Below are 26,064 nucleotides of genomic sequence, written 5' to 3' on the forward strand. Positions count from 1 at the left end.
ACTCGGTCGGAGGCGGCTCTGCTTGTCACCCGTTTTTTCCGCTCGGCCCGACTCGGCGTGAACCGTGAAATGGCTCCGCCGGCCGATGTGCTTTTGTCACCTATTATCACCGCTTCGCAGCCAATTTCACAGTGCCTCCGAGATGCCCAATTTCCATGTCGAACGCTTGCTGGAAGCCGCCAGCCAGATCATTCTCGGCAAGGGGCACGAGCTTCGCCTCGCCTTTGCCTGCCTGATCGCACGCGGCCACCTGCTGATCGAGGACGTTCCCGGCGTGGGCAAGACCACGCTGGCCCACACCCTCGCCCAACTGACGGGCCTGCAGCTCCAGCGCGTCCAGTTCACCAGCGACCTGCTGCCGGCCGACATCCTCGGCGCCTCGATCTTCGACCGCGACACCAATGCTTTCCGCTTCCATCCCGGCCCCGTGTTCGCACAGGTGGTGCTGGCCGACGAGATCAACCGCGCCACGCCGAAGACCCAGAGCGCCCTGCTCGAAGCGATGGAAGAGCGCCAGATCACCGCGGACGGCCACAGTTTCGAGCTGCCGGAGCCCTTCTTCGTCATCGCCACGCAGAACCCGGCGCACCAGATCGGCACCTTTCCACTGCCCGAAAGCCAGCTCGACCGCTTCCTGCTTCGCATCCGGCTCGGCTATCCCGACCCGATGGCCGAACGCGCCCTGCTGATGGGAGAGGACCGGCGCAGCGTGCTCGAACGGCGCACGCCGGTGATCGGGCCGGCGGAGCTGATGGGGCTGCAGCGCGCCGCCCAGGCCCTGCACGTCGCCGATCGCCTGATCGACTACGTGCAGGCACTGCTCAGCGCCACCCGGCACGATGCGGAACTGGCCACCGGGCTCAGCCCGCGCGCCGGACTCGGCCTGCTGTCGGCAGCCCGCGCCTGGGCCTTGATCGACGGCCGCGACCATGTGCTGCCGGAAGACGTGCAGACACTGTTCCCGCATGTCGCCGCCCACCGTCTGCACCTGGCCGGCGATGCCCGCCCCGTTCCCGCCACCACGCTCGCGCGCCTGATCCAGTCGGTGGCGCTGCCCTGAGCGACATGCCCGCAGCCGGTACGCCCTCTCCACCCGCCCTGTTCCGCCGCTGGCTGCTGCGCCGGCCGGGCAGGCCCGAAACGGCGCCGATCGAACTTCGCAGCCGCCGCATCTACGTGCTGCCGACCGCCAGCGGCCTGAGCTTTGCCGTTGCCATGCTGGCGATGCTGGTGGCGTCGATCAACTACGGCCTGAGCCTCGGCTATGGCCTGGTCTTCGCGCTGGCCGGCGCGGGGCTGGCCAGCATCGTGCACGCTTGGCGCAACCTCGCCGGACTGCGCATCCGGCCCGGACGCAGCGAAGCGGTGTTCGCCGGCGAAACGGCCACGCTCCATTTCATCATCGACAACCCGCGCAAAGCCCGCCGTCCTGCCCTGCGGCTGAAACTGCGCGGCGCGGAAACCACCTTCGAGCTCGGCCCGCTGCAGACGCTCGCGATCGGAGTCGCCTGCGCCGCCGAACATCGCGGCCGGCTGCAGGCCGGGCGCACGGTCATCGAAACCCGCTGGCCGCTGGGGCTGATCCGGGCCTGGAGCGTGTTCGTGGCCGACGTCGGCTGCGTCGTCCATCCGGCGCCGGAGAAGAACGCGCCTCCCCCGCCCGAAAACCCGGCGGAACAGGGCGACAGCACGCCTTCGCCACAGGCCGGCGACGACGATTTCGCCGGCCTGCGCCCGCACCAGCGCGCCGACTCTCCACGCCACATCGCCTGGAAAGTGCTCGCGCGCGGCGGCCCGCTGATGACCAAGCAGTTCGCCGGGCAGCAGGGGCAGGAACTGTCGCTGGCCTGGACCGACCTGCCGCCCGGGCTCGACGCCGAGCGGCGCCTGTCGCGCCTGAGCGCCTGGCTGCTGGAAGCCGAACGCAGCGGCCGCCCCTGGTCGCTGGCACTGCCCGGCACGAGCGTGCCGCGCGGCAGCGGCCGCAGCCACCTGCTCCGCTGCCTGGACGAGCTGGCGTATCACGAGGAGCCCGGCAGGGCGGACGGCACATGATCGGCGGCTGGCTGAAGCAGCGCGCAGCGAGACGCCGACCGGCAAGCGCCGGCAGCGCGCTCGACCGCCGCCAGGGCGCCTGGCTGCTCGGCGCCGCAGCGCTGACCATGGCACCCCACGCGAGCTGGCTGCCGCCCTGGATCAGCGGACTGTGCGCCGCACTGCTGGCCTGGCGGGGCCTGTTGCTGTGGCATGGGCGCCAGGCGCCGTCGCCGTGGCTGCTGCTGGCGCTGACCGCGGCCGCAGCAGCCGGCGTGCGCGCCGAGTTCGGCCACTTCTTCGGCAAGGACCCCGGCGTGGCGCTGCTGGCCCTGCTGCTCGGCCTCAAGCTGCTCGAAATCCGCGCCGCCCGCGACGCCCGGGCAGCGGTGATGCTGTGCTTCTTCCTGCAACTGGCGATCTTCTTCGAAGACCAGAGCTTTCCGGTCGCCGCGCTCGCACTGAGCGCCAGCCTGCTCGGCCTCGCGGCGCTGGTCGCCCAGGCCGACCCGAACGGCCGCAGCGGCGAGCACCTGCGCGTGGCCGGCACCCTGATGGCGCAGGGCCTGCCGTTCATGCTGATCCTGTTCGTTCTGTTCCCGCGTATCGACGGCCCCTTGTGGGGCTTGCCGGCCGATGCCTTCAGCGCCCGTACCGGCTTGTCGGAGTCGATGAGCCCCGGTTCGATCAGCGCGCTGAGCCAGTCGGGCGAAATCGCCTTCAGAGCCAGTTTCGCCGGCGAAGTCCCCGCCCGCCGGCAGCGCTACTGGCGCGGCCCGGTGCTGACCCGTTTCGATGGCCGCACCTGGCAGGCCGAGCATGCGCAGGAGGCAGCGGCGCCCTTCCATGCAGCCGACGGCAAGCGCATCGACTACACGCTGACCCTGGAAGCCCATGGCAAGCGCTGGCTGCTGGCACTCGACTTTCCCGGTGCCACCGGCGCAGCGCTGCGGCACACGAGCGATTTCCAGTTGCTCGCGCCCCGGCCGGTCCGGTCGCGGGTGCGGCACGAACTGAGCGCCCATCCGGCAGCCGTCGCCGGGCTGGCGGAGACGGCGGCGACGCTGGCTGCGGCGCGCCGGCTCCCGCCCGGCTTCAATCCGCGCACGCAGGCCCTGGCGGCACGGCTCGCCGCCGATGCGGAGTCGCACGAGCAGATCCTGCAAAGAGCCGTTTCGCATCTCCGGGATGCCGGGCTGCTCTACACGCTGCGGCCGCCGCTGCTCGGCCGCGACAGCGTCGACGAATTCCTCTTTGGCAGCCGGCGCGGCTTCTGCGAGCACTTCGCCTCCGCCTTCACCGTGCTGATGCGGGCCGCAGGCGTGCCGGCGCGCGTCGTCACCGGCTACCAGGGCGGCGAGATCAATCCGGTGGATGGCAACCTCGTCGTCCGCCAGCTCGACGCCCATGCCTGGAGCGAGGTCTGGCTCGCCGGCCGCGGCTGGGTACGCGTCGATCCGACCTATCTCGCCGCGCCCCGCCGCATCGACGACGGCCTCGCTGCCGCCCTGCCCGCCGGCGAAGCCCTGCCTTTCACCCTGCGCGCCCAGCACGACTGGCTGCGAAACATGCGCTTGCGCTGGGAAGCGCTGTCGAACGCGTGGAACCAGCGCGTTCTTGGCTACAATCCGGAACGCCAGCGCGCACTGCTGTCCCGCCTGGGCCTGGCCCCCGGCGATGCGTGGCGCCTCGCCGGCATGCTGGCCGCCGCCATCGGCGTGCCGTTCCTGTGCCTGCTCCTGTGGACTGGCCGCAGGCGACGCAGCACCGATCCGCTCGACCGGGCCTGGCAGGCGCTGAGCACGAAGCTGGCTGCCCGCGGGCTGGCGCGCCAGCCCTGGGAAGGGCCGCATGACTACACGCAGCGGGTTGCGTCGGCCATTCCCGAACTCGCAGCCGCAGTGCGGGCGATAGGCGTGGATTACGCCAGCCTGCGCTACGGCCCCCATTCCGACGGCGCGCGCCTTGCCGCGCTCAGAAAGAAGATCGACGCTCTCCGATTGCCATGAAACTGCCCCGATTCCGCCTGCCCCCGTCCATCCGCCGCAAACCCGCCGCCGACAAGACGAGGCACAGGATCCTGCCCGCCCTGGTCGGCGCCGGCCTGTCGCTGCTGGCGGCGCTGCCGGCCACCCCGGCACTGGCTTCCTATGCCGAGCGCGACGACGTCCGCGCCTTCGCCGACGAGCTTGCGGCACGCCACGGCTTCGACCGGGACACCGTGACGGCGACGCTGGCGCTGGCCCGGCACGAAGCCGGCGTGATCCGCTTGATCACGCCACCGGCACGCAAGGGCACGCGCTCGTGGCAGAACTACCGTGCCCGCTTCTTGGACCGCAGCCGCATCGAAGGCGGCGTCGCGTTCTGGAAGGAACATGAAATCGACCTCGAACGCGCCTCGAAGCAATTCGGCGTGCCGCCGGAGATCATCGTCGCGATCATCGGCGTCGAGACCCTGTACGGGCGCCATACCGGCAATTTCGAAACCCTGTCCGCGCTCACCACGCTCGCCTTCGACTACCCGCCGCGCGCGGACCTGTTCCGCCGCGAACTCGAAGCCCTGTTCCTGCTCGCCCGCGAACAAGGCCGCATACCGACGGATTACTACGGCTCCTTCGCCGGCGCCATCGGCTATCCCCAGTTCCTGCCCAGCAGCGTGCGCGCCTATGCGGTCGACTTCGACGGCAATGGCCGGATCGACTTCGATTCCGACCCGGTCGATGCGATCGGCAGCGTCGCCAACTACCTGCACATGCACGGCTGGCAGCCTGGTGCCCCGATCGCCGAACCCGCGCTGCTGGCCGCCGGCACCGACGCCGCGGCGCTGGTCGCGGCAGGCATCGAGCCGGCGCTGGAACCCGAGGCCCTGACCCAGGCCGGCGTGAAGCCGCTGCATGGCGATGCCGCCGCCGGCCCCGCCACCCTGGTCGACCTCGAAACCCCCGGTGCGGCGACGGAATACTGGCTCGGCTACCGCAACTTCTACGTGATCACGCGCTACAACCGCAGCAGCTTCTATGCGATGTCGGTGTTCGAGCTGGCCGAGGCGCTGAGCCAGCGCCGCCTCGTCGAGCGCATCAGGGCCGAAAACCGAAACTGATCCAGATCAAGGCATGACAAGGCGATTCCCCGTGAACTAGGCGGCCCACAGCATCCCGCCCGCAGACACGTGACCTCGACGCCACTGAAACCCGCCGCAGTCCGCCTTTCCGACATCTCCGCGGCAATGTCCACCGGCTGGCGGCAATTCTGCGCCATGCCCGCCCTCAGCTCCGGCTATGCGGCGGTCTTCGTCGTCCTCGGCGCAATCCTGTTCTGGGCGCTGGAATCGATGTCGATCGCGCCGATCAGCCTGTCCTTCGCCGGCGGCTTCATGCTGATCGGCCCGGCGCTGCTGGCGGGCTTCTTCGCGCTGTCCGACAGCCTGCGCGCCGGCCGGCGGCCCGTCGCCGCCGACATCGGCCGGGGATTCGCCCGCATGCCGCGCGGCGGCTGGGTCGTCTCCTTCGTCTGCGCACTGCTGTTCCTGATCTGGATCACCGACGCCGGCACGCTCTACGGCTTCATGGTCGGCCGCGAACCCGCCCAGCTGGCCCACCTGCTGCAGGGCGACGCGGCCATCCACCGTTTCGTGTTCTTCAGCTCGATCATGGGCGCGGTGCTGGCCTTCATCCTGTTCACAGTCTCGGCCTTCTCGATCCCGCTGATCTACGATCACCGCGCCAACCTCGTCTCCGGCGTCGTCGCCAGCGTCAGGGCGGTGTTCGGGCGCTTCGGCGTCGTCATGGCCTGGGCCTGCCTGCTGGCCGCGGTGATCATCGTCAGCGCCGTGCTGCTGCCGCTGCTGCTGGTCACGCTGCCGGTGATGGCCTACGCCAGCCGCGAACTGTATTTCAGGGTCTATCCGGTGGACGGCGCGCCGGACTGATCACCGCTGCAGCAGCCTGGCCGGCGCCCGCGCTCACAGCAGCGCATCGCGCGAAATACCGTAGCGCTTGAGGATGCGGCGCAGCTGGCTGAGCGCTTCGAGCTGGATCTGGCGCACGCGCTCGCGGGTCAGGTCCAGGCGCAGCGCCAGTTCTTCCAGCGTCAGCAGTTCGCATTCGTCGATGCCGTAGCGGTGGCGGATGACGAGCCGCTGCTTGTCCGACAGCATCTTGATCCATTCGCGCACCAGACGCTCGAGCTCGGCGAAATGGATCTGCAGGTCCGGCGCCAGCACCTGCTCGTCGGCCAGCGACTCGCCGATCGACAGGTTCGGATCGATGTCGAGCGGCGCATCCAGCGAAGCCGTGTGCTCGCTGAGCTGCAGGATTTCCCGCACCTCGTCGACGGTCTTGCCGAGCCTGCGCGCGACCGACTCCAGCGAAGGCTCGCCGAGAGTGCCGTCGTTGCAGCGCTGGGCGCGCAGCACCTGGTTCAGCTCCTTCACCACATGCACCGGCAGACGGATCGTGCGCGACTGGTTCATGATCGCGCGTTCGATGTTCTGGCGTATCCACCAGGTCGCATAGGTGGAAAAACGGAAACCGCGTTCGGGGTCGAACTTCTCGAGCGCATGCATCAGCCCGAGATTCCCCTCCTCGACCAGATCGAGCAGGGGAATGCCACGGTTGAGATAGTGCTTGGCGATATTGACGACGAGCCTGAGATTGCGCTCGATCATCGTCTGCCGGGCGTCGAAGTCGCCCGTGCGCACCAGGCGTGCCAGCCTGAGCTCTTCTTCGGCGGTCAGCAGCGGGTTGGCGCCGATCTCGTTGAGATAAAGCTGGGTGACGTCGCTGAAGAAGTCGCTTTCCTTCGTCTGCGCGACCGCAGTGGCGAAGACCTCGACCTCGGGGGGAAGATCCGGTTCCTGGCTTTCGAGATCATCGAGGCTTACCGCTTCTTCCATGTCTCCCCCTGTCGTCAGCGTGCGGGCAGGTACTTCGTCGGGTCGATTGCCTTGCCCTGCTTGCGGATCTCGAAATGCAGCTTGGGGCGATCGGTTTCGGAACTGCCCAGTTCGGCGATCTTCTGCCCGCGGGCGACCTGGTCGTCTTCCTTCACGAGCAGCTTGTCATTGTGCGCATAGACCGAGTTGTACTCCTGGTTATGCTTGATGACAACAAGCTTGCCGTAGCCGCGCAGCCCGCTCCCGGCATAGACGACCTTGCCCGCCGCAGCCGCATAGACCGGGTCGCCGACGTTGCCACCGATGTCGACCCCCTTGTTCGACGCCTCGTTGTAAGCCGCGATCACCCTCCCGGCAGCGGGCCACTGCCAGTCGCCGGCCACGGCCGCTCCCGGCGTCTCCGGCGCAGGCGCCGGCTGCTCGGGCGCGGGCACCGCCGGCGGCGTCGCAGCGCCCGCTCCGTGATCCTGGGAATACGGTACCGGTCCGCCCAGCGGCCCCTGCTTCAGCGGCGGCGCAGCGGGCCCGGTGCCACCGGGCATCGGCACCGGCATCGCCACCGCGCCGTCGCCGATCGGAATGGCGGTGGCGCCGCCGTCCTGCGCCATGTCGGGCGACCCGACGCGCAGGGTCTGGCCGACCTGGATCTGGTTGGGATCGGTCAGACCGTTCCAGCGCACGAGATCCGGCAGCGTCACGCCGTACTGGCGCGCGATGCCGAGCAGGGTTTCCCCCTGCCTGACCACATGCGTGCCTGCCGGCACTGCCGGAACAGAACCAGTGACAGGCGGCGCACCGTTGCCGTCGCGCACCGGCGCCTCACCCGACGAGGCGCACCCCGCCAGTACCACGCTTACCAGCAAAGCCGGCATCAAACCAAAACGAGTCTGCATGTGAATAGCGAATTTCATTCCGTACCTGCGAGCAGCGGTACGAAGCGTACGGCCTCATACCAGCTTTCCCGGAAAACATTACCTTGCCGCTCGACCAGCAGCAATCGCTGGTCGGCCCCTCCCACCGGCACGATCAGGCGCCCGCCAGGGGCGAGCTGTGCCTTGAGCGCCGGCGGTACACCGATGGCCGCGGCCGCAACGATGATGCTGTCGAACGGAGCCGCCTCGGGAAGACCCAAACTACCGTCAGCAAGTTTCAATCTGACATTGGGCAGACGAAGCGGACGCAGGTTCGCCCGCGCCCGATCGAGCAGCGGACGGATGCGCTCGACCGCATAGACCTCGGTCGCCAGCTGGCTCAGCACCGCAGCCTGATAGCCACAGCCCGCTCCGACCTCGAGCGTCCGCCCCAGCTCGCGGCCGGCACGCAGCAACTCGATCATGCGCGCGACGACGAAGGGCTGCGAGATCGTCTGCTGGAAGCCGATCGGCAGCGGCGTGTCGTCGTAGGCACTGTAGCCCAGCCCTTCCTCGACGAACATGTGCCGCGGCACGCTCTGCATTGCCGCCAGCACCCGCTCGTCGCGAATGCCCTGGGTACGAAGGCGCTCGACCATGCGCACGCGTGCGCGCATCGCCTGCCCGGCATCGGCGCTGCGCACGCTCACCGCTTCAGCCAGTCGAAGACCGGCGCGATCTGGCCGGTGTGGGTGAGATCGATCTGCAGCGGCGTGACCGACACGTAGCCGTTGGCCACGGCATGGAAATCCGTGCCTTCGCCCGCATCGGCCGCCCCGCCCGCGGCACCGACCCAATACACGGTCTCGTTGCGCGGCGTCACGCTGCGCACCACCGGCTCGGCCTTGTGGCGCCGGCCCAGGCGCGTCACCTTGACGCCCTGCAGGCGCTCGTAGGCGACGTCCGGCACGTTGACGTTGAGCAGCACCGGCTGCGGGAAAGGATCGCGCATGAAGCGCTCGGCGAGGTCGCGGGCGACGCGCGCGGCGGCGCTGAAATCGGCCGCCGACTTGCTGACCAGCGACACCGCGATCGACGGCACGCCGAGCAGGAAGCCTTCGGTCGCGGCCGCGACGGTACCGGAATACACCGTGTCGTCGCCCATGTTGGCGCCGTGGTTGACGCCGGACACCACCATGTCGGGCAGATGGTCGAGCATGCCGGTCACCGCGAGGTGCACGCAGTCGGTCGGTGTGCCATTGACATGATAGAAGCCGTTCGCGGTGCGGCGCAGCGACAGCGGGCGATCCAGCGTCAGCGAGTTGCTGGCGCCGCTGCGGTCGCGCTCGGGCGCGACCACCGTGACTTCGCCGATGGTGCCGAGCGCCTCGGCGAGCGCCGCGATTCCGGGAGCGAAGTAGCCGTCGTCGTTACTGACCAGAATGCGCATCTGAAACCCATGGAAAGCGCCGCGGGCGCGGCCTGAAGACGCGGAATTCTAGCACAGCGCCAAGTCACGGGCGGCCCGCCCGCCACCTGCGCCGGACGGCGAAAGGCCGTGCGCGGCGGAGGAGCGCCACGCACGGCCTTTCGCTGCAGCCGGAAGCTGCGCCCCCTTTTACTTCAGGGTCCTGGGCGTGTCGCTGCCCAGCTTGTAAGCCTGTTGCGAGGGCACGAAGACGCCCTTGTTGTCGTCACGCCCCTGCAGCAGGTAGCGCGCATCCGGCTTGCCGTAGCTTTCGGCCGCGAGCCTGGACATCTTGCCGATGTCGTTGCCGCGCAGGCGGTTGATGATGAGGCCGACCTTCATGTCGTCGAAGTCCTGCATCATGTTCTGGTCGCCTTCGCTGTCGCCGGCGACGAACACCGGGCCGTAGCCGTACTTGGGCACCAGGAACTGCTTGATCGTCTCGGTCTTGCCCGGCCCCTGCGTTTGCGCGTAGCCCTGGCGGAACTGCGTCCGGATCACGCCATTGGCATCGCGATCGAGCTCCATCGCGTAGACGTTGTCCACCGCGTTGGCGTAGCCGAACTCGGGGTTCGACGACACTTCGCGGATCACGTCGCGGAACGAGGCCGAGCACACATACACGTCGAAGCCGTTGGCGCGCAGCTTCTTGTACAGATCCTGCATTTCCGGCACCGGGCGCAGGCCGTTCTTCCAGGTGATGCTGACCACCCCGGCCTTGCCCGGCAGCGCGGCCGGACTGGTCCACTTGACCGCCTCGACCGGCTGGGTCTGCTGCCAGCGGAAGGTTTCGGCAGCCAGCGCGCGCACGTCCTTCTCGGTCATGCCGGTGAAGTGGTAGGTGACCCACGGATAGGACACGGAATGGTCGAAGGTGTTGCCGATGGCCTCGTACAGGAAGCGCATCTTGACGATGAAGTCCTGGTACTGCGGCGCCTGCTTGACCTGGGCCAGCGTCTGCTTGCCCCTGAGGCCCTGGTAGTTGTTGTACAGCCAGGCATAGCTGGAGACGATGTCCTGCGCGATCTTGTCGATGTTGATCGCCTGGCCGGCTTCGTTGCGGCTGTCGTCGTCGAAATCCGTGGTCGGGATGTCCTTGCGGATCGCATTGTCGAGCTGCGCCGGCGTCATCGCGAAGCGCAGGTTCTCCAGCTGGTAGACCAGCAGCGCTTCCTGGATGTCGAGGAAGATCGAGGTGTTGTCCCAGTCGAACACCACGTAGGGCGGCTTGGCCGGATCATAGTTCGGGCTGGCCTTGCCGTAGGTGGCGAGCATCTTGTCGAGCTGCGCGCGGTTGAAGTCGTCCCAGTTGCCCTTCTCCAGCTTCTGCACCTGCAGGGCCTGCGATACCTGCGAGGTCGCCTGCGACACCACCTCGGACGAGGTCTGGCACGCCGTCAGCACCACCGCCGACAGCAGCGCCGCGGCAACAGCAGTCATCCTGAACTTCATCTTCATGACCTTCCTCCCTTCAATGTGAACACAAAATTGCCCTGCTGCCGCTGCCGCCCTACAGCAAGGCATCGACCAGTTGCGGATGCGGCCGCGGCAGGATGGCGTATTGCACCAGCAGCCCTTTCGCGCCCGCCAGGTCGGCACCGGTCCTGACGGCTGCGGTGACGTCGGCGACATCGCCGTTCAGCACGTAGTAGCACTTGCCGCCGATGCCGAAGGCCAGGTGGGTGCGGATCGGCACCACGCTGGCGGCCTTGACCGCGGCGTCGGCCGATTCGATGCAGGCGCCCACGCTGTAGGTCTCGACCACGCCGATCGCCTGCACCTGGTCGATCGGCGTCACGCCGCTGATCGACGGCAGGATGGAGGCGTGGATGTTGGGGATGGTGAATTGGTCCACCAGCGTGTGCGCGGCGACCTCGGTGCCGGCATCCACCGCCCGCGCCGTCGCCGCGACGTCGCCGCCGACCATGACGATGTACTTGCCTGGACAGATGGTCTTGGCCACCAGCAGCGACACTTCCGCGGCCTTCAGCATCGCATCGCCGGCTTCGATGCCCTTGGCGATGCTGTTCAATTCGATCAAACCGATGGCGTGCAGCACCTTACGCCCTCCTGATGACAATGGCGTCGCCGCCGATCGCTTCCACCACACCGTCGATGCTGGCGTGGATCGGTACGCCCATCGCCTTGGCCGGAATGTCGGCGATACGCTGCCCGCAGCGGACGGCATCGCCGACGCGGATACAGGGTTCCGCGGCGACGCCGATGTGCTGGCGCAGGCGAATCCACACCCGCTCCGGCGCATGCACGGCGTCCGACCACGGCGCCTTGCGGTTGTAGCGCGTCAGGCCGATGCGGGCCACCAGCCGGCTCGTCGGCAGCAGGCGCCCTTCGATCATCGGATCGGCCTTGCGCAGCTCGCCTTCGTAGCGCGCGCCTTCCTGGCGGAACTTCGCCTTCAGCGCCTGGTTCAGGCGCATCGGCGAGATCTCCACCGGACAGGCGTAGGCTTCGCAGATCGCGCATTCCGAACAGGTCAACGCCGACAGCAGCACCGAGGGTTCGGCGACGTGGTTGTAGTTCACCGAACGCACGATCAGGTGCGGCGGCAGTTCGTGGCCGATCAGATGGCGCGGGCACAGTTCGGTGCACAGCAGGCACTGTTCGCATACCGTGCGCGCCATGCTGATGACGCTGCGCATGTCGGCGCGCCGGCGCTGGATCAGCAGATGGTCGGCAGGCAGCGCGATCAGGCCGCCGGTGGTCCGGGTGACCGGGACGTCGAGCGATTCGAGCAGGCCGCCCATCATCGGCCCGCCGTCGATGAAGGCCGCGCCGGCGGCGGGAATGCTGAGTCCGCCGGCCAGCGCCAGCGTCTCGCGCAGCGGCGTGCCGATCGGCACCGTCACGGTGACCGGTTCATTGACCGCGCCGGTCACCGTCAGGCAGCGGTGGGTCACGGGCAGTCCTTCGTCCACCGCGCGGGCGACGTTGATCAGCGTGTTCACATTGTTGACCACCACGCCGATGCTCAGCGGAATGTCGCCCGGCGGCACGCGCCGGCCGGTCGCCATCCAGATCGTGATCACCTCGTCGCCGGCCGGATACACGTCCTGCAGGATGTGGATGCGCATGTTCTCATGCAGCAGCGGCGTGATCGCGTCGATCGCCTCGGCGTACTTGGCCTTCAGCGCGACGATGCCTTCGCGTGCGCCCACCGCCTGCATCGCCAGCGCCAGGCCGCGCACCATTTCCTTCGCATGGCGCGCCGCCAGTTGCTGGTCGACCTTCAGCAGGGGCTCGCATTCGGCGCCATTGACCAGCACGATCTCGGCCTTCGCGCCCAGCTTGACGTGGGTCGGAAAGCCCGCGCCACCGGCGCCGACGACGCCGGCCTCGTACACCTTGCGGACGATGTCCTGGGTTTCCATGTGCCTCTATCTCCCGCTCGCAATCCACGCCGCCATGGCGCCCTCACTGCACCACTACCCGGTAGCGGGCCCCGGCTTTGCGCAGCCGGCCCGCGGCCACCAGCGCATCCAGCCGCACACGGTCCACCGCCGGGCCGAAGTGCGCCGCCAGCTCGGCCAGCGAGCGGCCGCGCGCAGAGGCGGCGATGAAGGCCAGCAGCGCCGCCTCGTCCGGCACAGCGGCGGCCGGCGTATCGACGCCCGATGCGGCGGTGCCCGGGGTATCGACGCCCTCATCTGCTGCCGGCGCCGCAGGCGCTGGCGTCGCGGGCGTTGGAACACCGCCAGCCTTGCCGGCCCCGGCGGCGGCCGGCAAGGCCGCAGCAGTTTCTCCCGCAGCCGGCCTGGCTTTCGGCGCTTCGCCCTTCGAGCGATCCACCAGATCCAGCACCATGGCTTCGGTATCGCCGTCGGGCCGGCCGATCTCCAGCCGGCTGACGACTTCGCCCAGCCGCGACGCTGCGGCCTTGCCGGCATCGACGGCGGCGCGGCAGGCGGCCAGGTCGCCCTCGACCACCAGCGTGAAGAAGCGCGGATCGACCTGGTGCGAGCGGATCAGCTTGACGTCCGCCGCCTTCAGCATGGCGTCGGCCGCCTCGATCGCCGCGACCAGGCCGCGGACTTCCAGAAAACCCAGCGCGTCGATCTTCATGCCGAAACCTCTATGGAAAGAGCCTGAGCGCTCATCTGCCGGTCACCCGCTCAGAAGCGGATGTTGTCGCGCCCGACTTCGAGCACCGCTTCGGTGAAGGCGCCGCAGGCCGCCTTGCACGCCGCCTGGCTGCCGGTCAGGAAGGCGCCGCCGTAGTTGGTCTCGGACGGCGGCCCGATGTAGGTCGCCAGCCTGACGTCGGCGGCCTTGATCGCGGCATCGATGCCGTACATCGCCTCCAGCGGCGGCGCGATCAGGTAGGCCATCGCATCGCCGAGCGGAATCTTCGCCAGCCCCGACAGATAGCTGCCGGTGCGCGACACCAGGTGGGCGAGGAAGGCGGCGGTATGCGCATCGTCGGCCCACTGGAAGGCCGGTCCGCTCTCGATCGTCGCCACCATCGCATCCAGCCCGGCCTTGACTTCGGCCGGCGTCGGACCGCCGAGCATGATGATCACTTCGCCCGCGGTGGGCGAGGAACTGTGTGCCGCGCCGGCATACAGCGAGCGGCCATAGACGACCTCGACCTGCGCCTGCTTCGTCGCCTCGTCGGCGGCGATGTAGGTGACGTCGTCCGAATCCGCCGTCAGCAGGCCGATGCTGTTCATGTGCGCCGGCAGGCCGAGTTCTTCCTTGTAGTCCTTCGCCACCGAGGCGATCAGGCGGACGGCCTTGACGCTGGGCTTGATGGGTTCGAGTGCGGACATGACTTATCTCTCCACGGAATCCGGATGGCTCACTTGTTCAGCGCGATGCCCGAAGCCTTCTGCTCCAGCATCCGCTTGGCCAGATCGACGATGACGGCCGCTGCCTCGACCGGCGGCGTGCCGGCGCGGTGGATGTTGGAAATGCAGGTGCGGTCGGCTTCCACCGTCTGCGAAGTGGGGCTGTAGACCATGTAGCAGGACAGGCTTTCGGACTGCCCCAGGCCGGGCCGCTCGCCGATCAGCAGGATCACGACCTTGGCGCCGAGCAGTTCGCCGATCTGGTCCTCGACCTTGACGCGGCCATAACGCACGAAGAACGGCGTGCCGACGTCCAGCCCGGCGCTCTCCAGCCCCTTGAGCAGCGGCGGCAGGATCTCGTCGTAGTTGGACGTGATCGCATCGGTCGACAGGCCGTCGGACACCACCACCTGCACCTGCGGCGACTGCTTGCATTCCGATTTCAGAATCTGCACCGCTTCGGCCGACAGCCGCCGGCCGAGGTCCGGCCGGGTCAGGTACTGGTCCTTGTCCTTGATCTCGCTGTGCACTTCGATGAGGCCGGTCTTCTCCAGCCAGGCGGCGGGCACGTCCTGCAGCACCGTGTCCTTGGAGCGCGAATGGTCGGCGAGGAAGCGCAGCAGCGAGGTGGTGCGCGGGCGGGTGCCGACGCGGCCCGAGCACACCCGCGAGCCGCTGTTGCGCTTGAGTTCCTGCAGCACTTCGAGGCTCTTCGGATTGCGCACGCCGATCCAGTTCTTGACGCTGGCGTCGCCGAGGTCCGGCAGGCAGCCGCCATCGGCCGCCGCCACTGCAGCCGGCGCCGTGCCCGCAGACGCGGGTGCCGCCGTGCCGCCGATCTGCCCCAGCACCGCGCGGACGATGCTCTCGATCTCTTTCTGGTCCATGATCAACACGCCCCCAAAGTCAGAAGAACCACGACGCGTCGCCCGCGTTGCGGGTCAGGCGGCCGTTTTCCATCAGCCCCATCTTTTCCAGCCACTGCTCGAACTCGGGCGCCGGCCTGCGGTTCAGCACCTTGCGCAGCGTGGCGGTGTCGTGGAAGGCACTGGTCTGGTAATTGAGCATGATGTCGTCACCCAGCGGCATGCCCATGATGAAGTTCACCCCGGCCGAGCCCAGCAGCACCATCAGGTTCTCGTTGGAGTTCTGGTCCGCTTCGGCGTGGTTGGTGTAGCAGGTGTCGCAGCCCATCGACACGCCGGACAGCTTGCCCATGAAGTGGTCCTCGAGGCCGGCGCGGATGATCTGGCGGTCGTTGTAGAGGTATTCCGGGCCGATGAAGCCGACCACGGTATTGACCAGCATCGGGTCGTAGTGGCGCGCCAGGCCGTAGTTGCGCGCCTCCATCGTCACCTGGTCGGCGCCGTAGTGCGCGCCGGCAGACAGCGCCGAGCCCTGGCCGGTTTCGAAATACAGGCAGTTCGGCCCGGCCAGGCGGTTGTGGGTGCGGCCGACCTCGGCCGCCTCGTCGAGCATCGCGATCTCGACGCCGAACTCCTTCAGCCCCTTCTCGCTGCCGCAGATGCTCTGGAAGATCAGGCCGCCCGGCGCGCCGCGGCGGATCGCCGCGATCTGGGTGGTGATGTGCGCCAGCACGCAGCCCTGGGTGGGAATCTGGTACTTGTCGACGATCTCGTAGATGGTGTCGAGGATGCGGTGGATGTTCTCGACGTTGTCGGTCACCGGATTGACCCCGATCACCGCGTCGCCCGCGCCGTAGGACAGGCCTTCGAAGATCTGCGCGCGGATGCTTTCCAGGTTGTCGCGCGTGTCGTTGGGCTGCAGCCGCGCCGAGATCCGCCCCGGCAGGCCGATGGTGGTATTGGCCTTCTTCACCACCGGCATCTTCGATGCGCCGTAGATCAGGTCCGAGTTGGAACAGATCTTCGCCACGCCGGCGATCATCTCGGACGTCAGCCCCTTGCGGATGAAGGCGATGTCGTCGATGCCGGTGTCGTCGTCGAGGATCCATTCGCGCAGTTCGCCGACCGTCCAGTTCTTGAGCTTCTCGTAGGCTGCGGAATTGATGTCGTCCTGGATGATGCGGGTGACGCAGTCCTCTTCGTAGGGCACCACCGGGTTGTTGCGCAGGTCCGCCAGCGTCAGCTCGGACAGCACGTATTTCGCCGCCACCCGCTCGCGTGTGCTCTGCGCCGCCACGCCCGCCAGAACGTCGCCCGAGCGGAGATCGTTCGCCTTGGCCAGCACGTCCTTGACGTCCTTGAACTGGTAGGTCTGGCCGAACAACTGAGCCTTGAGTTTCATGTGCGCTCCATCCACAAAGCCAAAGAGGAAACGATCCGCCACGCTCCACGCACCAGCCGCTGGCGGCACCTGCATCCCGAACGGCCGAAGCCGACGGCCGGCGGCCGGCGGCCGAAGATCGGGCCGCCTCATTCCACGCAGCGATGCTACGCCCGGCGTTTTTTGGGCCGCTAACAAAAATCGGCAAGTTTCGCGCGGCGCAATTGACGCCCTGAACCGGAACGGGCTAAGGTCCGCCCATCCCCTTCCGCTGTGTGGTCATTCGGCGGCAGGCGGTGCGGGATCGAACCGGAGCGCCGGGCCCCTCCCCCCCCCGGAATTCAGTTTTTCCATGCAGCGGAGAGCCATGAAAGCCGAGACCATGACGACCACGGAGCAGGGAATCATCCTGCCCCTGGGCGACACCAAGGGGTGCATCCGGGTATCGGACGTGCACGATGCCGACGACCAGGCGACCAACATCACCGCCTGGTATCAGGAATACGATCAGCTCGGCGCCGGTCGATTCTTCGGCTCGATCACCGAGGTCTGGCTCGGGCAGATGCAGTTCTTCCTCGAGACCACCAGCCACGCGCTGCGCCAGACCTGCATCGTCTGGCCCGGCGCCTTCTGGTTCGGCCTGCCGCGCTGCGACAGCGCCGACGGCCTGATCAACGCTTCGCCGCTCGGCCGCAACACCATCGCCGTGCGCCCCGGCGGCAAGGATTTCGAACTGCTCACGCCGGATGCCTACCAGATCCTCGGCATCGTCATCGACGAAGCGCTGCTCGAACGCCACGCCCGTGCCGCCGAGCGCCCCCAGCTGGTCGAACTGCTGCGCAGGGGCGAATCGTTTCCGCTGCCGGCGCGGCAGAAGGCGATCTTCTGGGAGCGCGTGTCGCGCACGCTGCTGCAGGCCGCCGGCCTGGGCCTGAAGCGCCTGCCCCGCACGGTGTGCGACACCCTGACCGAGGAACTGATGACCGGCCTGTTCGAGCTGTTCGGCGAACACATCGCGCCGGTCAGGCTGCGCCACAGCAATCTCAGCTACCGCCGGCTGGTCTCCGGCGCGCGCGAATACGTGCTGTCCCAGCCCGACCGCGTCATCTCGGTGACCGATCTGTGCGAAGCGCTCCACGTCAGCCGCCGCACGCTGCAGAACGCTTTCCGCGCGGTACTCGGCATCTGCCCGGTGAACTACCTCAAGGCCCTGCGCCTGAACGCGGTGCGCCGCACGCTGCGCGACCACGACTCCGGCTTCAGGACGGTGCAGGACGTCGCCGCCCGCTGGGGCTTCTGGCACATGAGCCAGTTCGCCGCCGACTATTTCGCGATGTTCGCCGAACACCCGTCCGACACCCTGAAGGCCGGCGGCGGCGAGCACGTCTGCTTCCGCTACCCTTCCAGCATCCGCTCCAGAGCGGAAAGAGTCCCGCTCGTCATGCTTGCCTGAAGCCCGGCACGCTCGCCTCGGGCACCTTCCGCTCCATGCCCCTGCCCTCCCGTCTTGCGGCAACTGCCTGAGCGCGCACAGCCGTGTCCCGCACACGGGCGCCCCACCGTCAAACTTGCCGATTTTTGTTAGCGGCCCCAAAAACGCCGGGGCTACCATCAGACCGAACTCCTCGCCATCACGGCAGCGGCCGGCAGGACCGGACCGCGCCAGCCGTGCAGCGCAAGGTGTTCAGCCGACGTTCCTGGAGCGGCTCCCTTCACCGGGGCGCCACCCGCTGCGATAACGGAGCAGGCCGACGGAAGCCATGAAATTCGACGACAAAGAACGCATCATCCAGGAGTTCGTGCCCGGCAAGCAGGTCACGCTGGCACACCTGATCGCGCATCCCACCGAAGAACTGGCGCACAAGGTCGGCGTCTCCGGCGCCGAGGCGATCGGCATCCTGACCCTGACTCCGGGCGAGACCGCGATCATCGCCGGCGACATCGCCACCAAGGCGGCAGCGGTCCATATCGGCTTTCTCGACCGCTTCAGCGGTGCGCTGGTGATCTGCGGCTCGGTCGGCGCCGTCGGCGAGGCGCTGCAGGAAACCCTCGGCGTGCTGCAGCGCGTGCTCGACTACGCCGTCTGCAGCATCACCCGGACCTGAGAGGCGCACCATGGCTCAGCCGGTCCCCTCCCCCTACGATCCCAGCCGCTTCGTGCTGGTCGGCCCGGTCGCGGCGGGCAAGACCACGCTGTTCAATGCACTGATCGGCCGCGAAGCCGCGGCGATGAAGACACAGGCACTCGACTACGAGAACGGCATCGTCGACACGCCGGGCGAGTTCTTCAGCCACCCGCGCCTGCACCACGCGCTGATCAACACCGTCGCCGACGCGCGCAGCGTCGTCTATGTGCATGGCGCAACCGACTTCGACTACCGGCTGCCGCCCGGCTTGCTCGAAGTCAATGCCGACAAGCGCCTGATGGCGGCGATCACCAAGATCGACCTGCCCGATGCCGATCCGCAGCGCGTCGAGGCCCTGCTGCGCGCCGGCGGCTTCAGCGCGCCGATCTTCCGGGTCTCGGTGTTCAGGCCCGAAACCCTCGTGCCCTTCAAACGCCATCTGTTCGAACAGGAAAGGCAGGATGATCATGAAGCAACTCATTAGTGCCGAAGTGGTGCGCAGTGAGCACGCCGCCGGAAAGCGCGAGATCGCAGTGACGCGCAAGGGACATATCGTCACGCCCGAAGCACGGACCGTGGCGGAGGCGCTGGGCGTGCTGATCCGCGAGGGCGAAGCGAAAGCCGACGCCGCGCCGCACTGCGGCGCCCCACCGACGCCGGCCATGCCTGCACCAGCCGCAGCCAAGCCGGCCGCAGCCGCCGCCTTGCCGGCGGAAGCGCTCGCCGAGATCCGCAAGGCGGTGCAGGCCCGCCTGCCGGCAGGCCTGGTGCCCGACGGCGTGGTCGACCAGCTGGTCAGCAAGGTCGCGCAGGAGCAGCAGGCGCGCCAGGCCGCCACGCTCGCGGTCAATGCGCCGCCCAAGCCCGCCCCTGCCTCCTCCGTGCAGGACGCAGCGCTGCCCTACGAGTCCCGCACCATTGCCGGCGGCATCAAGGCGGTGAAGGGCGATTCGGTGCGCATGGGCCTGTTCGACGGCGCCGGCGAGGACAGCCACGTCGGCATCGCCGACGTCGTCACCAGCGCCGACGGCAGCTCGATGGCCGCCGGCTTCATGAGCTGGAACCGCTGCTTCTTCCCATGGACGCTGAACTACGACGAAGTCGACCTGGTGCTCGAAGGCGAACTGCACATCCGCTGCAACGGCCAGACCGTGGTCGGCAAGCCCGGCGACGTGATCTTCATTCCCAAGGGCTCGGCGATCGAGTTCGGCACGCCCACCGAGGTGCGCTTCCTGTACGTCGCCCATCCGGCCAACTGGGCCGACTGCTGAAGCGGAGCACGACGGGTAGTCATCATGGCAACCTACATCACCGAAACCTGGCTGCGCGAGCGCAACACCCTGGCCGACGGCACCGAGCTGCATCTGCCGGCCGGCGCCTGCCTGACGCCGGCGGCGCAATCGCTCGTCAGCGAGCGCCATCTGCGGGTGAAGTACGTCGATGCTTCCGGCCAGGTCTTCGTCAATGATCCCGCGGCGGCCCGCGGCAAAGGCAGCACCGACGAGCGCAGGCGGGTGCATCCGCTGACCGGCAGCGACCATGCCCACGCCATGCACTGCGTGCTGTGCCGGCAGGCAGTCGACAAGAAGCCCGATACGCTGACCCACCTGAACGCCGACACCCTGGTGTCGAAGAACGACCCGCGCATCCACCTGCGCGGCCAGATCGACGATGCGATCGCCTGCGCGGTCTGGATCCAGGCCGAGCTGGCCGACAGCGACAAGCCCTCGCGCCGCATCGCGCCCTGGCTGGCCGACGTCCGCTCCGGCCTCGGCAACGTGCTGCGCGCCGAAGCCACCGGCGACGCCCTGCACCCGGTGCACATGGGCGGCTTCGACGCCGAAGCCATCCACCGCATGTCGCACGCGCCGCTCAAGCACCTCGGCTACGACCACATCGTGCCCGACGTCGAGCACGGCCTCACCGCCGCGAGACTGAACATGCTGCGCACCGCGATCCGCAAGGTCGAACTGGTCGCCGCGCGCCTGTACATCGGCGGCGACTTCAGCATCGCCCGCCCGGACATCCTCGAAGGGCTGAACCGCCTCAGCAGCGCGGTGTACGTGCTGATGATCGTCGCCCTGATGCTCGATCGCGGCCTCGCGGTGAAGGAGGCGGCATGGAGCTGATGCGCCGCTGCGCGGAAACCGCCCGGCAACGGCCGCCGCGCGTCGTCTTCCCGGATGCGCTCGATGCACGTGCCATCGAAGCCGCCCGCCACCTGCAGGCGCGCGGCTGGGCCAGGCCGACGCTGCTCGCCAACCCCTTCGAGCTGCGCGCGCTGTGCCTGGAAAAAGGCCTCGGCCAGGGTTCGCTGGCGCTGCTCGATCCGGCGCGCGCCGGCATGCGCCACGCCTATGCCGAACTGCTGCAGGCGCGCATGCCCAAGGCTTCGCAGGAAGAAGTCGCCGCGCGCCTGTCGGAGCCGCTGTGGTTCGCCGCCGCGATGCTGGCGAGCGGCGATGCCGATCTGTGCATCGGCGGCAACCTGTCCTCCACCGCCAGCGTGCTGCGCGCCGCGATCCGCGTGCTCGGCCTGGCGCCGGGCAACGCCACGGTGTCGTCGATCTTCTTCATGATCCCGCCGGCCGAGGCCTGCGGCAGCGACAGCCGCATCCTCGGCTTTGCCGACTGCGGCGTGGTGCCGCAACCCGACCCCACACAACTGGCCGACATCGCCATCGCCTCGGCGGCGAGCTACGAGAACGTCACCGGCGAACGCGCCGCAGTCGCCATGCTGTCCTTCTCCAGCCACGGCAGCGCCCGCCATCCGGCGGTCGACGCGGTGCGCGAAGCCACCGCGCTGGTGCGCCGGCGCCAGCCCGGCCTGCTGATCGACGGCGACCTGCAGTTCGACGCCGCGATCGTGCCCGCGGTCGCGGCGCTGAAAGTGCCGGACAGCCCGCTGCGGGGCCGCGCCAACGTGCTGGTGTTCCCGTCGCTGGAGGCCGGCAACATCGGCTACAAGATCGCCCAGCGCCTGGGCGGCTACAGCGCGCTCGGGCCGATGCTGCAGGGCCTCGCCTGCCCCATGCACGACCTCTCGCGCGGCTGCAGCAGCGAGGACATCGTCGAAACCTGCCTGCTGGCCGCGATGATGGCCGGCGGCAATGCCGTACCGGCCGCGGCGCCATCGGCGCCGCGCGCCGTCACCGTCTCACCATGATTCCCCAGGAGGGGACTTTTTAAGGAGTAGTCAAAATGGAAGCCCTGGGACTGATCGAAACGAAAGGCCTGGTTGCCCTGATCGAAGCCTCCGACGCGATGGTCAAGGCCGCGCGCGTCAAGCTGGTCGGCGTCAAGCAGATCGGCGGCGGTTTCGTCACCGCGATGGTGCGCGGCGACGTCGCCGCCTGCAAGGCGGCGACCGATGCCGGCGCGGCCGCTGCGCAGCGCATCGGCGAGCTCGTCTCGGTGCACGTCATTCCGCGTCCGCACGGCGATCTGGAAGAAGTCTTCCCGATCAAGATGGAAAGCGGACTGGACTGAGCGGCCGGACGGTTCGGCTCGACTCGACCGGACGGCCCGGCCGCTCCGCCCCACGGGGCTAGCGGCCGGCAGCCGATCCATTGCGGTACATGCGACGGCTGCGGCGCCACGGCACCCGCACGCCCGCGCAATGACGAAAACGGCCCCACAGGCCGGCGACGCTGAACAGACACGGCGGTGAACACATGGAACTGGCAATCGTACTCGGACAAGTGGTTTCGACGGTGAAGCACGCCGGCTTCGAACAGCAGCGCCTGCTGCTGGTGGACTTCATCGACCCCGAAGGCCAGCGCAAGGGCAGCCCCTGCGTCGCCACCGACAGCATCGGCGCCGGCGATGGCGAATGGGTGCTGGTGGTCCAGGGCAGTTCGGCGCGCAAGACGATTTCCAACGACGCGCCGACCGACCTGAGCGTGGTCGGCATCGTCGACGAAGTGGTGTTGGGCGGCAAGCTCACCTTCCACAAATAGGCAGGCCGGAACACGAACGAAGCCGCGCCGCCGGCATGGCGGCGCGGCATGGATGAAAACGGGAGCGCACGGTGGATATCAACCTGAAAGACGTGGAACAGATCGTTCGCACGGTACTGGCATCCATGCAGACACAGACCCAGGCGGCGCCGGCCGCCGCGCGCCGCGCCGCGCCGGGCGTGTTCGCCGAACTGGACGACGCGGTGGCCGAAGCCAGCCTGGCGCAGAAAGGCATCCGCACGCTGGCGGTGCGCACCCGGGTCATCGAGGCGATCCGCAAGGTCTGCGAGGAGCATGCGCGCGAGCTGGCCGAACTGGCGGTGGCCGAGACCGGCATGGGCCGGGTCGAGGACAAGACCGCCAAGAACATCTCCCAGGCGCGCCACACGCCGGGCGTCGAATGCCTGTCGCCGATGGTGCTGACCGGCGACCGCGGCCTGACCCTGATCGAGAATGCCGCCTGGGGCGTGATCGCCTCGGTGACGCCTTCGACCAACCCCGCGGCGACCGTCATCAACAACGCCATCAGCATGATCGCCGCCGGCAACGCGGTGGTGTTCGCCCCCCACCCGGCGGCGAAGAAAGTCTCGCAGCGCGCGGTGTCGCTGATCAACGAAGCCTCGGTCGCCGCCGGCGGCCCGGACAACATCGTCACCACCGTGCTCGAGCCCGACATCGCCACCGCGCAGCGGCTGTTCAGCTACCCCGGCATCAACCTGCTGACCGTGACCGGCGGCGAGGCGGTGGTCGAGGCCGCACGCAAGCACACCGACAAGCGCCTGATCGCCGCCGGCGCCGGCAACCCGCCGGTGGTGGTGGACGAAACCGCCGACATCGCCCGCGCCGCGCGCGACATCGTCTGGGGAGCGTCCTTCGACAACAACATCATCTGCGCCGACGAGAAGGAAATCATCGTCGTCGACCGCGTCTGCGACGCGCTGAAGACCGAGATGGCGCGCCACAAGGCGGTGGAGCTGACGCCCGACCAGGCCAGGCGCCTGGTGGACATCCTGCTCACCCAGGTCGGCGCGGACGGACGCGGCAGCGTCAGCCGCGACTGGGTGGGCCGCGACGCGGCGAAGATCGCCGCCGCCATCGGCCTGGAGGTGCCGGCCGACACCCGCCTGCTGTTCGTCGAGACCGAGGCCGACCACCCCTTCGCCGTCACCGAGCTGATGATGCCGGTGATTCCGGTCATCCGCGCGCCGGACGTGGATGCCGCGATCGAGCTCGCGGTGAAGCTCGAAGGCAACTGCCGCCACACCGCGGCGATGCACTCGCGCAACATCGACGCGCTCGACCACATGGCCAACGCCATCAACACCAGCATCTTCGTCAAGAACGGCCCCTGCCTGGCCGGCCTCGGCTTCGGCGGCGAAGGCTGGACGACGATGACGATCTCCACCCCGACCGGCGAAGGCGTGACCAGCGCCCGCACCTTCGTGCGCCTGCGCCGCTGCGTGATGGTGGACCACTTCCGCATCATCTGAGGCCCGCCATGCGCAGCATCGCCGACTGGCTCGAACCCCGCCTCGCCCGCGCCGCCGCACTGGCGGCCAGCGGCGCCGCGGCCGACGGCCTGGCGCCGGATGCGCCGCTGCAGCTCGGCATCGACCTCGGCACCAGTTGCGTGGTGACGATGGTGCTCGACGGCGAGGGCCGGCCGGCAGCGGTGCGGCTGGACTGGGCCGACGTGGTGCGCGACGGCGTGGTGTGGGACTTCTTCGGCGCGGTGCAGATCGTGCGCCGGCAGCTCGAATCGCTCGCCGCGCTGTTCGGCGACCGGCTGCCGAAGCAGGCCACCACCTCCTACCCCCCCGGCACCGACCCGCGGATTTCGGTCAACGTCATCGAAGCCGCCGGACTGGAAGTCTCGGGCGTCATCGACGAGCCTTCGGCGGTCGCCGCGCTGCTGCGGCTCGACAAGGCCGCGGTGGTCGACATCGGCGGCGGCACCACCGGCGTCGCGGTGGTGCGGGACGGCCGCATCATCCATTCCGGCGATGAGCCCACTGGCGGCCATCACGTCAGCCTGACCCTGGCCGGCGCGCGTGGCCTGCCGCTGGCCGAGGCCGAAATGCTCAAGCGCGGCAAGGACAACGCCGCGCTGTGGCCCATCGTGCGCCCGGTGTTCGACAAGATGGCCCACATCGTCGAAAACCATCTGCGCAAATGGCAGGTGGATACTCAGTTGACCACACTCTACCTGTCGGGCGGCTCGTGCAGCATGCCCGGCGTGCGCGAGCTGTTCGCCCAGCGCTTCCCGCAGCTGGAGGTGATCCTGCCGCAGCCGCCGCTGTTCCTCACTCCGCTCGCCATCGCCGCCCACGGCCTGGCCGGCGCATGCGCCGAGGTCCAGGCATGAACCACGAAGACGTCAGCACCGTCGTCTACCAGGCCATCGACCTGATCAACGCCCGTTCGGTACGCGAATTCTCGGTGCCGCCGAGCACCTTCATCGGCCCCGGCAGCATCGCCCGCATCGGCCAGGCGATTGCCGCGCGCGGCATGGGCCGGGTCTTCATCGCCATCGACGAGAGCCTGGAAAGGCTCGGCCTCGCCGACGGCATGTACCGCTCGCTGCAGTCCTGCGGACTGGAACACATCGTCTATCGTCAGGCACCGCGCGAACCGGACACCGCGCTGGTCGAGGCCATGGCCGCGGCGATGCGCGAGGCCCGCTTCGACGGCGTCATCGCCTTCGGCGGCGGCTCCATCCTCGACGCCGCCAAGGCCGCGGTGGTGCTGGCCGCCAACCCCGGCCTCAGCGTGCGCGCGATGGCCGACGAGCCGGCACGCATCGCCGTCCGCCGCGCGCCGCTGATCGCGGTGCCGACCACCGCCGGCACCGGCTCCGAGGCCACCAATGCCACCGTCGTCACCGATACGGACGGCGGCGAACACGTCAAGCACCTCATCATCCACCCGGACATGATTCCGGACCTGGCGGTGATCGACGCCTGCCTGACGCTGGGCACGCCGCCGCACTTCACCGCCGCCGTCGGCGTCGACGCCCTCACCCACGCCATCGAGGCCTATGTCGCCATCCACGCCACGCCGCTGACCAAGGCGCTCGCCTACCGCGCGATGACGCTGATCGGCGAGGCGCTGCCGATCGCCGTCGGCCAGGGCCGGAACGTCGAGGCACGCGAATCGATGATGCTGGCGTCCTACATGGCCGGCGTTTCCTTCTCCAATGCAGGCCTGGGGCTGTGCCATGCGATGGCGCACCAGATCGGCCCCGCCTACGGCATCCCGCACGGCATCGCCAACGCCATCCTGCTGCCGTCGGTGATGGGCTTCAACCAGTTGGTGTGCAAGCGCGACCTCGCCGAGATCGGCCACGCCCTGAGCGGCCGCCTGCTGGATGCGGCGCAGACCATCGAGCACGTGCAGCAACTGATCGTGGAACTGGGGCTGCCGCTCAACCTGCACGAGGCCGGCGGCCGGGACGGGGACTACGAGCGTTTCGCCGACGCCGCGCTGCTCGACCCCAGCCTGGTCACCAATCCGCGCAGCGTGTCGCGCGCGCAGGTGGTGGAGGTCTATCGCCACGCCCACGGCCGCCAGTGCGCCACCGACTGGCGCACGAGCCAGCCGGCCGGCTGACGGAAAACGACAAACAGCGGAGCACCGGGCACGCGCTGGCGCGGTGGTTCGACGAGCATCTGGCGCAAGAG

General features: G+C 68.7%; 27 protein-coding genes. 16 read left to right on the forward strand and 11 right to left on the reverse strand.

What is annotated here, in order from left to right:
- Positions 1-142: 142 nt before the first annotated feature.
- The 5 genes from ACNQFN_RS14900 (at position 143) to ACNQFN_RS14920 (ending at position 5,962) form a co-directional block, all read left to right on the forward strand.
- A complete protein-coding gene (locus tag ACNQFN_RS14900; protein WP_068638222.1) occupies positions 143-1,060 on the forward strand; it encodes an AAA family ATPase in 918 nt (305 codons plus the stop codon).
- Between the two features lie 5 nt (positions 1,061-1,065).
- The gene (locus ACNQFN_RS14905; RefSeq protein ID WP_068638224.1) at positions 1,066-2,055 is read left to right on the forward strand and encodes a DUF58 domain-containing protein; all 990 of its coding nucleotides are present in this window, start codon (positions 1,066-1,068) and stop codon (positions 2,053-2,055) included.
- The gene (locus ACNQFN_RS14910; RefSeq protein ID WP_418646885.1) at positions 2,052-4,043 is read left to right on the forward strand and encodes a transglutaminase TgpA family protein; all 1,992 of its coding nucleotides are present in this window, start codon (positions 2,052-2,054) and stop codon (positions 4,041-4,043) included. The genes ACNQFN_RS14905 and ACNQFN_RS14910 overlap by 4 nt, the downstream gene beginning before the upstream one ends.
- On the forward strand, positions 4,040-5,134 hold the full coding sequence (gene mltB, locus ACNQFN_RS14915; protein ID WP_083953680.1) for a lytic murein transglycosylase B: 1,095 nt from the start codon (positions 4,040-4,042) through the stop codon (positions 5,132-5,134). The genes ACNQFN_RS14910 and mltB overlap by 4 nt, the downstream gene beginning before the upstream one ends.
- A gap of 156 nt (positions 5,135-5,290) precedes the next feature.
- Positions 5,291-5,962, forward strand: coding sequence for a DUF2189 domain-containing protein (locus tag ACNQFN_RS14920; protein WP_245650955.1), 672 nt, complete (start codon positions 5,291-5,293; stop codon positions 5,960-5,962).
- 33 nt (positions 5,963-5,995) lie between these two features.
- Here the strand turns inward: ACNQFN_RS14920 and rpoS are convergent, their stop codons facing one another.
- The 11 genes from rpoS to ACNQFN_RS14975 form a co-directional block, all read right to left on the reverse strand.
- Positions 5,996-6,928: an RNA polymerase sigma factor RpoS gene (gene rpoS, locus ACNQFN_RS14925; protein ID WP_068638230.1), complete on the reverse strand. Its 933-nt coding sequence runs from the start codon at positions 6,926-6,928 to the stop codon at positions 5,996-5,998.
- A gap of 14 nt (positions 6,929-6,942) precedes the next feature.
- Positions 6,943-7,821, reverse strand: a complete 879-nt coding sequence (locus ACNQFN_RS14930) for a peptidoglycan DD-metalloendopeptidase family protein (protein WP_245650956.1) — start codon at positions 7,819-7,821, stop codon at positions 6,943-6,945.
- A gap of 14 nt (positions 7,822-7,835) precedes the next feature.
- A complete protein-coding gene (locus tag ACNQFN_RS14935) occupies positions 7,836-8,489 on the reverse strand; it encodes a protein-L-isoaspartate(D-aspartate) O-methyltransferase (protein WP_245650957.1) in 654 nt (217 codons plus the stop codon).
- Positions 8,486-9,229, reverse strand: coding sequence for a 5'/3'-nucleotidase SurE (gene surE / locus ACNQFN_RS14940; RefSeq protein WP_068638232.1), 744 nt, complete (start codon positions 9,227-9,229; stop codon positions 8,486-8,488). Before surE ends, ACNQFN_RS14935 begins: the two co-directional genes overlap by 4 nt.
- 168 nt (positions 9,230-9,397) lie before the next feature.
- Positions 9,398-10,705: a haloacid dehalogenase-like hydrolase gene (locus tag ACNQFN_RS14945; protein ID WP_418646886.1), complete on the reverse strand. Its 1,308-nt coding sequence runs from the start codon at positions 10,703-10,705 to the stop codon at positions 9,398-9,400.
- A gap of 52 nt (positions 10,706-10,757) precedes the next feature.
- A complete protein-coding gene (locus tag ACNQFN_RS14950; RefSeq protein ID WP_068638236.1) occupies positions 10,758-11,306 on the reverse strand; it encodes a BMC domain-containing protein in 549 nt (182 codons plus the stop codon).
- Position 11,307: 1 nt separating this feature from the next.
- A complete protein-coding gene (locus tag ACNQFN_RS14955) occupies positions 11,308-12,636 on the reverse strand; it encodes a 4Fe-4S dicluster domain-containing protein (protein ID WP_068638239.1) in 1,329 nt (442 codons plus the stop codon).
- Between the two features lie 43 nt (positions 12,637-12,679).
- Positions 12,680-13,327, reverse strand: a complete 648-nt coding sequence (locus ACNQFN_RS14960) for a BMC domain-containing protein (protein ID WP_418646887.1) — start codon at positions 13,325-13,327, stop codon at positions 12,680-12,682.
- 50 nt (positions 13,328-13,377) lie between these two features.
- On the reverse strand, positions 13,378-14,034 hold the full coding sequence (eutL, locus tag ACNQFN_RS14965) for an ethanolamine utilization microcompartment protein EutL (RefSeq protein ID WP_068638244.1): 657 nt from the start codon (positions 14,032-14,034) through the stop codon (positions 13,378-13,380).
- A gap of 29 nt (positions 14,035-14,063) precedes the next feature.
- Complete coding sequence (gene eutC, locus ACNQFN_RS14970; RefSeq protein WP_068638246.1) at positions 14,064-14,939, reverse strand: ethanolamine ammonia-lyase subunit EutC; 876 nt, start codon at positions 14,937-14,939, stop codon at positions 14,064-14,066.
- A 19-nt stretch (positions 14,940-14,958) separates the two neighbouring features.
- A complete protein-coding gene (locus ACNQFN_RS14975; RefSeq protein ID WP_068638248.1) occupies positions 14,959-16,320 on the reverse strand; it encodes an ethanolamine ammonia-lyase subunit EutB in 1,362 nt (453 codons plus the stop codon).
- 346 nt (positions 16,321-16,666) lie between these two features.
- On the opposite strand from ACNQFN_RS14975, the gene ACNQFN_RS14980 reads away from it, so the two are divergent.
- The 11 genes from ACNQFN_RS14980 (at position 16,667) to ACNQFN_RS15030 (ending at position 25,993) form a co-directional block, all read left to right on the forward strand.
- Entirely contained in the window at positions 16,667-17,752 is a 1,086-nt protein-coding gene (locus tag ACNQFN_RS14980; RefSeq protein WP_068638249.1) for a helix-turn-helix domain-containing protein, read from the forward strand.
- Positions 17,753-18,059: 307 nt separating this feature from the next.
- The gene (eutS, locus tag ACNQFN_RS14985) at positions 18,060-18,404 is read left to right on the forward strand and encodes an ethanolamine utilization microcompartment protein EutS (RefSeq protein ID WP_068638251.1); all 345 of its coding nucleotides are present in this window, start codon (positions 18,060-18,062) and stop codon (positions 18,402-18,404) included.
- Between the two features lie 10 nt (positions 18,405-18,414).
- Positions 18,415-18,909 carry a EutP/PduV family microcompartment system protein gene (locus tag ACNQFN_RS14990; protein WP_068638252.1) on the forward strand — a complete coding sequence of 165 codons (495 nt, stop codon included), beginning with the start codon at positions 18,415-18,417 and terminating at the stop codon, positions 18,907-18,909.
- Positions 18,893-19,696: an ethanolamine utilization acetate kinase EutQ gene (gene eutQ / locus ACNQFN_RS14995; protein ID WP_068638298.1), complete on the forward strand. Its 804-nt coding sequence runs from the start codon at positions 18,893-18,895 to the stop codon at positions 19,694-19,696. The genes ACNQFN_RS14990 and eutQ overlap by 17 nt, the downstream gene beginning before the upstream one ends.
- Positions 19,697-19,720: 24 nt before the next feature.
- Positions 19,721-20,554 carry an ethanolamine utilization cob(I)yrinic acid a,c-diamide adenosyltransferase EutT gene (gene eutT / locus ACNQFN_RS15000; protein WP_418646888.1) on the forward strand — a complete coding sequence of 278 codons (834 nt, stop codon included), beginning with the start codon at positions 19,721-19,723 and terminating at the stop codon, positions 20,552-20,554.
- Entirely contained in the window at positions 20,545-21,591 is a 1,047-nt protein-coding gene (locus ACNQFN_RS15005; RefSeq protein ID WP_068638257.1) for a phosphotransacetylase, read from the forward strand. The genes eutT and ACNQFN_RS15005 overlap by 10 nt, the downstream gene beginning before the upstream one ends.
- Before the next feature lie 35 nt (positions 21,592-21,626).
- On the forward strand, positions 21,627-21,914 hold the full coding sequence (eutM, locus tag ACNQFN_RS15010; RefSeq protein ID WP_004333389.1) for an ethanolamine utilization microcompartment protein EutM: 288 nt from the start codon (positions 21,627-21,629) through the stop codon (positions 21,912-21,914).
- A 185-nt stretch (positions 21,915-22,099) separates the two neighbouring features.
- Positions 22,100-22,384: a EutN/CcmL family microcompartment protein gene (locus ACNQFN_RS15015; RefSeq protein ID WP_068638259.1), complete on the forward strand. Its 285-nt coding sequence runs from the start codon at positions 22,100-22,102 to the stop codon at positions 22,382-22,384.
- A 71-nt stretch (positions 22,385-22,455) separates the two neighbouring features.
- The gene (locus ACNQFN_RS15020; RefSeq protein WP_418646889.1) at positions 22,456-23,874 is read left to right on the forward strand and encodes an aldehyde dehydrogenase family protein; all 1,419 of its coding nucleotides are present in this window, start codon (positions 22,456-22,458) and stop codon (positions 23,872-23,874) included.
- Positions 23,875-23,882: 8 nt separating this feature from the next.
- A complete protein-coding gene (eutJ, locus tag ACNQFN_RS15025; RefSeq protein WP_418646890.1) occupies positions 23,883-24,749 on the forward strand; it encodes an ethanolamine utilization protein EutJ in 867 nt (288 codons plus the stop codon).
- Positions 24,746-25,993, forward strand: coding sequence for an iron-containing alcohol dehydrogenase family protein (locus tag ACNQFN_RS15030; protein ID WP_068638263.1), 1,248 nt, complete (start codon positions 24,746-24,748; stop codon positions 25,991-25,993). The genes eutJ and ACNQFN_RS15030 overlap by 4 nt, the downstream gene beginning before the upstream one ends.
- Positions 25,994-26,064: the final 71 nt, after the last annotated feature.

The sequence above is a fragment of the Thauera butanivorans genome (genome assembly GCF_048398245.1).
GTDB classification, from domain to species: Bacteria; Pseudomonadota; Gammaproteobacteria; order Burkholderiales; family Rhodocyclaceae; genus Thauera; species Thauera butanivorans.

What these genes read in the sequence shown, in the direction of transcription:
- ACNQFN_RS14900 (WP_068638222.1), top strand. Translation starts at nt 143, where the DNA reads ATGCCCAATTTCCATGTCGAACGCTTGCTGGAAGCCGCCAGCCAGATC.
- ACNQFN_RS14905 (WP_068638224.1), top strand. Translation starts at nt 1,066, where the DNA reads ATGCCCGCAGCCGGTACGCCCTCTCCACCCGCCCTGTTCCGCCGCTGG.
- ACNQFN_RS14910 (WP_418646885.1), top strand. Translation starts at nt 2,052, where the DNA reads ATGATCGGCGGCTGGCTGAAGCAGCGCGCAGCGAGACGCCGACCGGCA.
- mltB (WP_083953680.1), top strand. Translation starts at nt 4,040, where the DNA reads ATGAAACTGCCCCGATTCCGCCTGCCCCCGTCCATCCGCCGCAAACCC.
- ACNQFN_RS14920 (WP_245650955.1), top strand. Translation starts at nt 5,291, where the DNA reads ATGCCCGCCCTCAGCTCCGGCTATGCGGCGGTCTTCGTCGTCCTCGGC.
- rpoS (WP_068638230.1), bottom strand. Translation starts at nt 6,928, where the DNA reads ATGGAAGAAGCGGTAAGCCTCGATGATCTCGAAAGCCAGGAACCGGAT.
- ACNQFN_RS14930 (WP_245650956.1), bottom strand. Translation starts at nt 7,821, where the DNA reads ATGCAGACTCGTTTTGGTTTGATGCCGGCTTTGCTGGTAAGCGTGGTA.
- surE (WP_068638232.1), bottom strand. Translation starts at nt 9,229, where the DNA reads ATGCGCATTCTGGTCAGTAACGACGACGGCTACTTCGCTCCCGGAATC.
- ACNQFN_RS14945 (WP_418646886.1), bottom strand. Translation starts at nt 10,705, where the DNA reads ATGAAGATGAAGTTCAGGATGACTGCTGTTGCCGCGGCGCTGCTGTCG.
- ACNQFN_RS14955 (WP_068638239.1), bottom strand. Translation starts at nt 12,636, where the DNA reads ATGGAAACCCAGGACATCGTCCGCAAGGTGTACGAGGCCGGCGTCGTC.
- ACNQFN_RS14960 (WP_418646887.1), bottom strand. Translation starts at nt 13,327, where the DNA reads ATGAAGATCGACGCGCTGGGTTTTCTGGAAGTCCGCGGCCTGGTCGCG.
- eutL (WP_068638244.1), bottom strand. Translation starts at nt 14,034, where the DNA reads ATGTCCGCACTCGAACCCATCAAGCCCAGCGTCAAGGCCGTCCGCCTG.
- eutC (WP_068638246.1), bottom strand. Translation starts at nt 14,939, where the DNA reads ATGGACCAGAAAGAGATCGAGAGCATCGTCCGCGCGGTGCTGGGGCAG.
- ACNQFN_RS14975 (WP_068638248.1), bottom strand. Translation starts at nt 16,320, where the DNA reads ATGAAACTCAAGGCTCAGTTGTTCGGCCAGACCTACCAGTTCAAGGAC.
- ACNQFN_RS14980 (WP_068638249.1), top strand. Translation starts at nt 16,667, where the DNA reads ATGAAAGCCGAGACCATGACGACCACGGAGCAGGGAATCATCCTGCCC.
- eutS (WP_068638251.1), top strand. Translation starts at nt 18,060, where the DNA reads ATGAAATTCGACGACAAAGAACGCATCATCCAGGAGTTCGTGCCCGGC.
- ACNQFN_RS14990 (WP_068638252.1), top strand. Translation starts at nt 18,415, where the DNA reads ATGGCTCAGCCGGTCCCCTCCCCCTACGATCCCAGCCGCTTCGTGCTG.
- eutQ (WP_068638298.1), top strand. Translation starts at nt 18,893, where the DNA reads ATGAAGCAACTCATTAGTGCCGAAGTGGTGCGCAGTGAGCACGCCGCC.
- eutT (WP_418646888.1), top strand. Translation starts at nt 19,721, where the DNA reads ATGGCAACCTACATCACCGAAACCTGGCTGCGCGAGCGCAACACCCTG.
- ACNQFN_RS15005 (WP_068638257.1), top strand. Translation starts at nt 20,545, where the DNA reads ATGGAGCTGATGCGCCGCTGCGCGGAAACCGCCCGGCAACGGCCGCCG.
- eutM (WP_004333389.1), top strand. Translation starts at nt 21,627, where the DNA reads ATGGAAGCCCTGGGACTGATCGAAACGAAAGGCCTGGTTGCCCTGATC.
- ACNQFN_RS15015 (WP_068638259.1), top strand. Translation starts at nt 22,100, where the DNA reads ATGGAACTGGCAATCGTACTCGGACAAGTGGTTTCGACGGTGAAGCAC.
- eutJ (WP_418646890.1), top strand. Translation starts at nt 23,883, where the DNA reads ATGCGCAGCATCGCCGACTGGCTCGAACCCCGCCTCGCCCGCGCCGCC.
- ACNQFN_RS15030 (WP_068638263.1), top strand. Translation starts at nt 24,746, where the DNA reads ATGAACCACGAAGACGTCAGCACCGTCGTCTACCAGGCCATCGACCTG.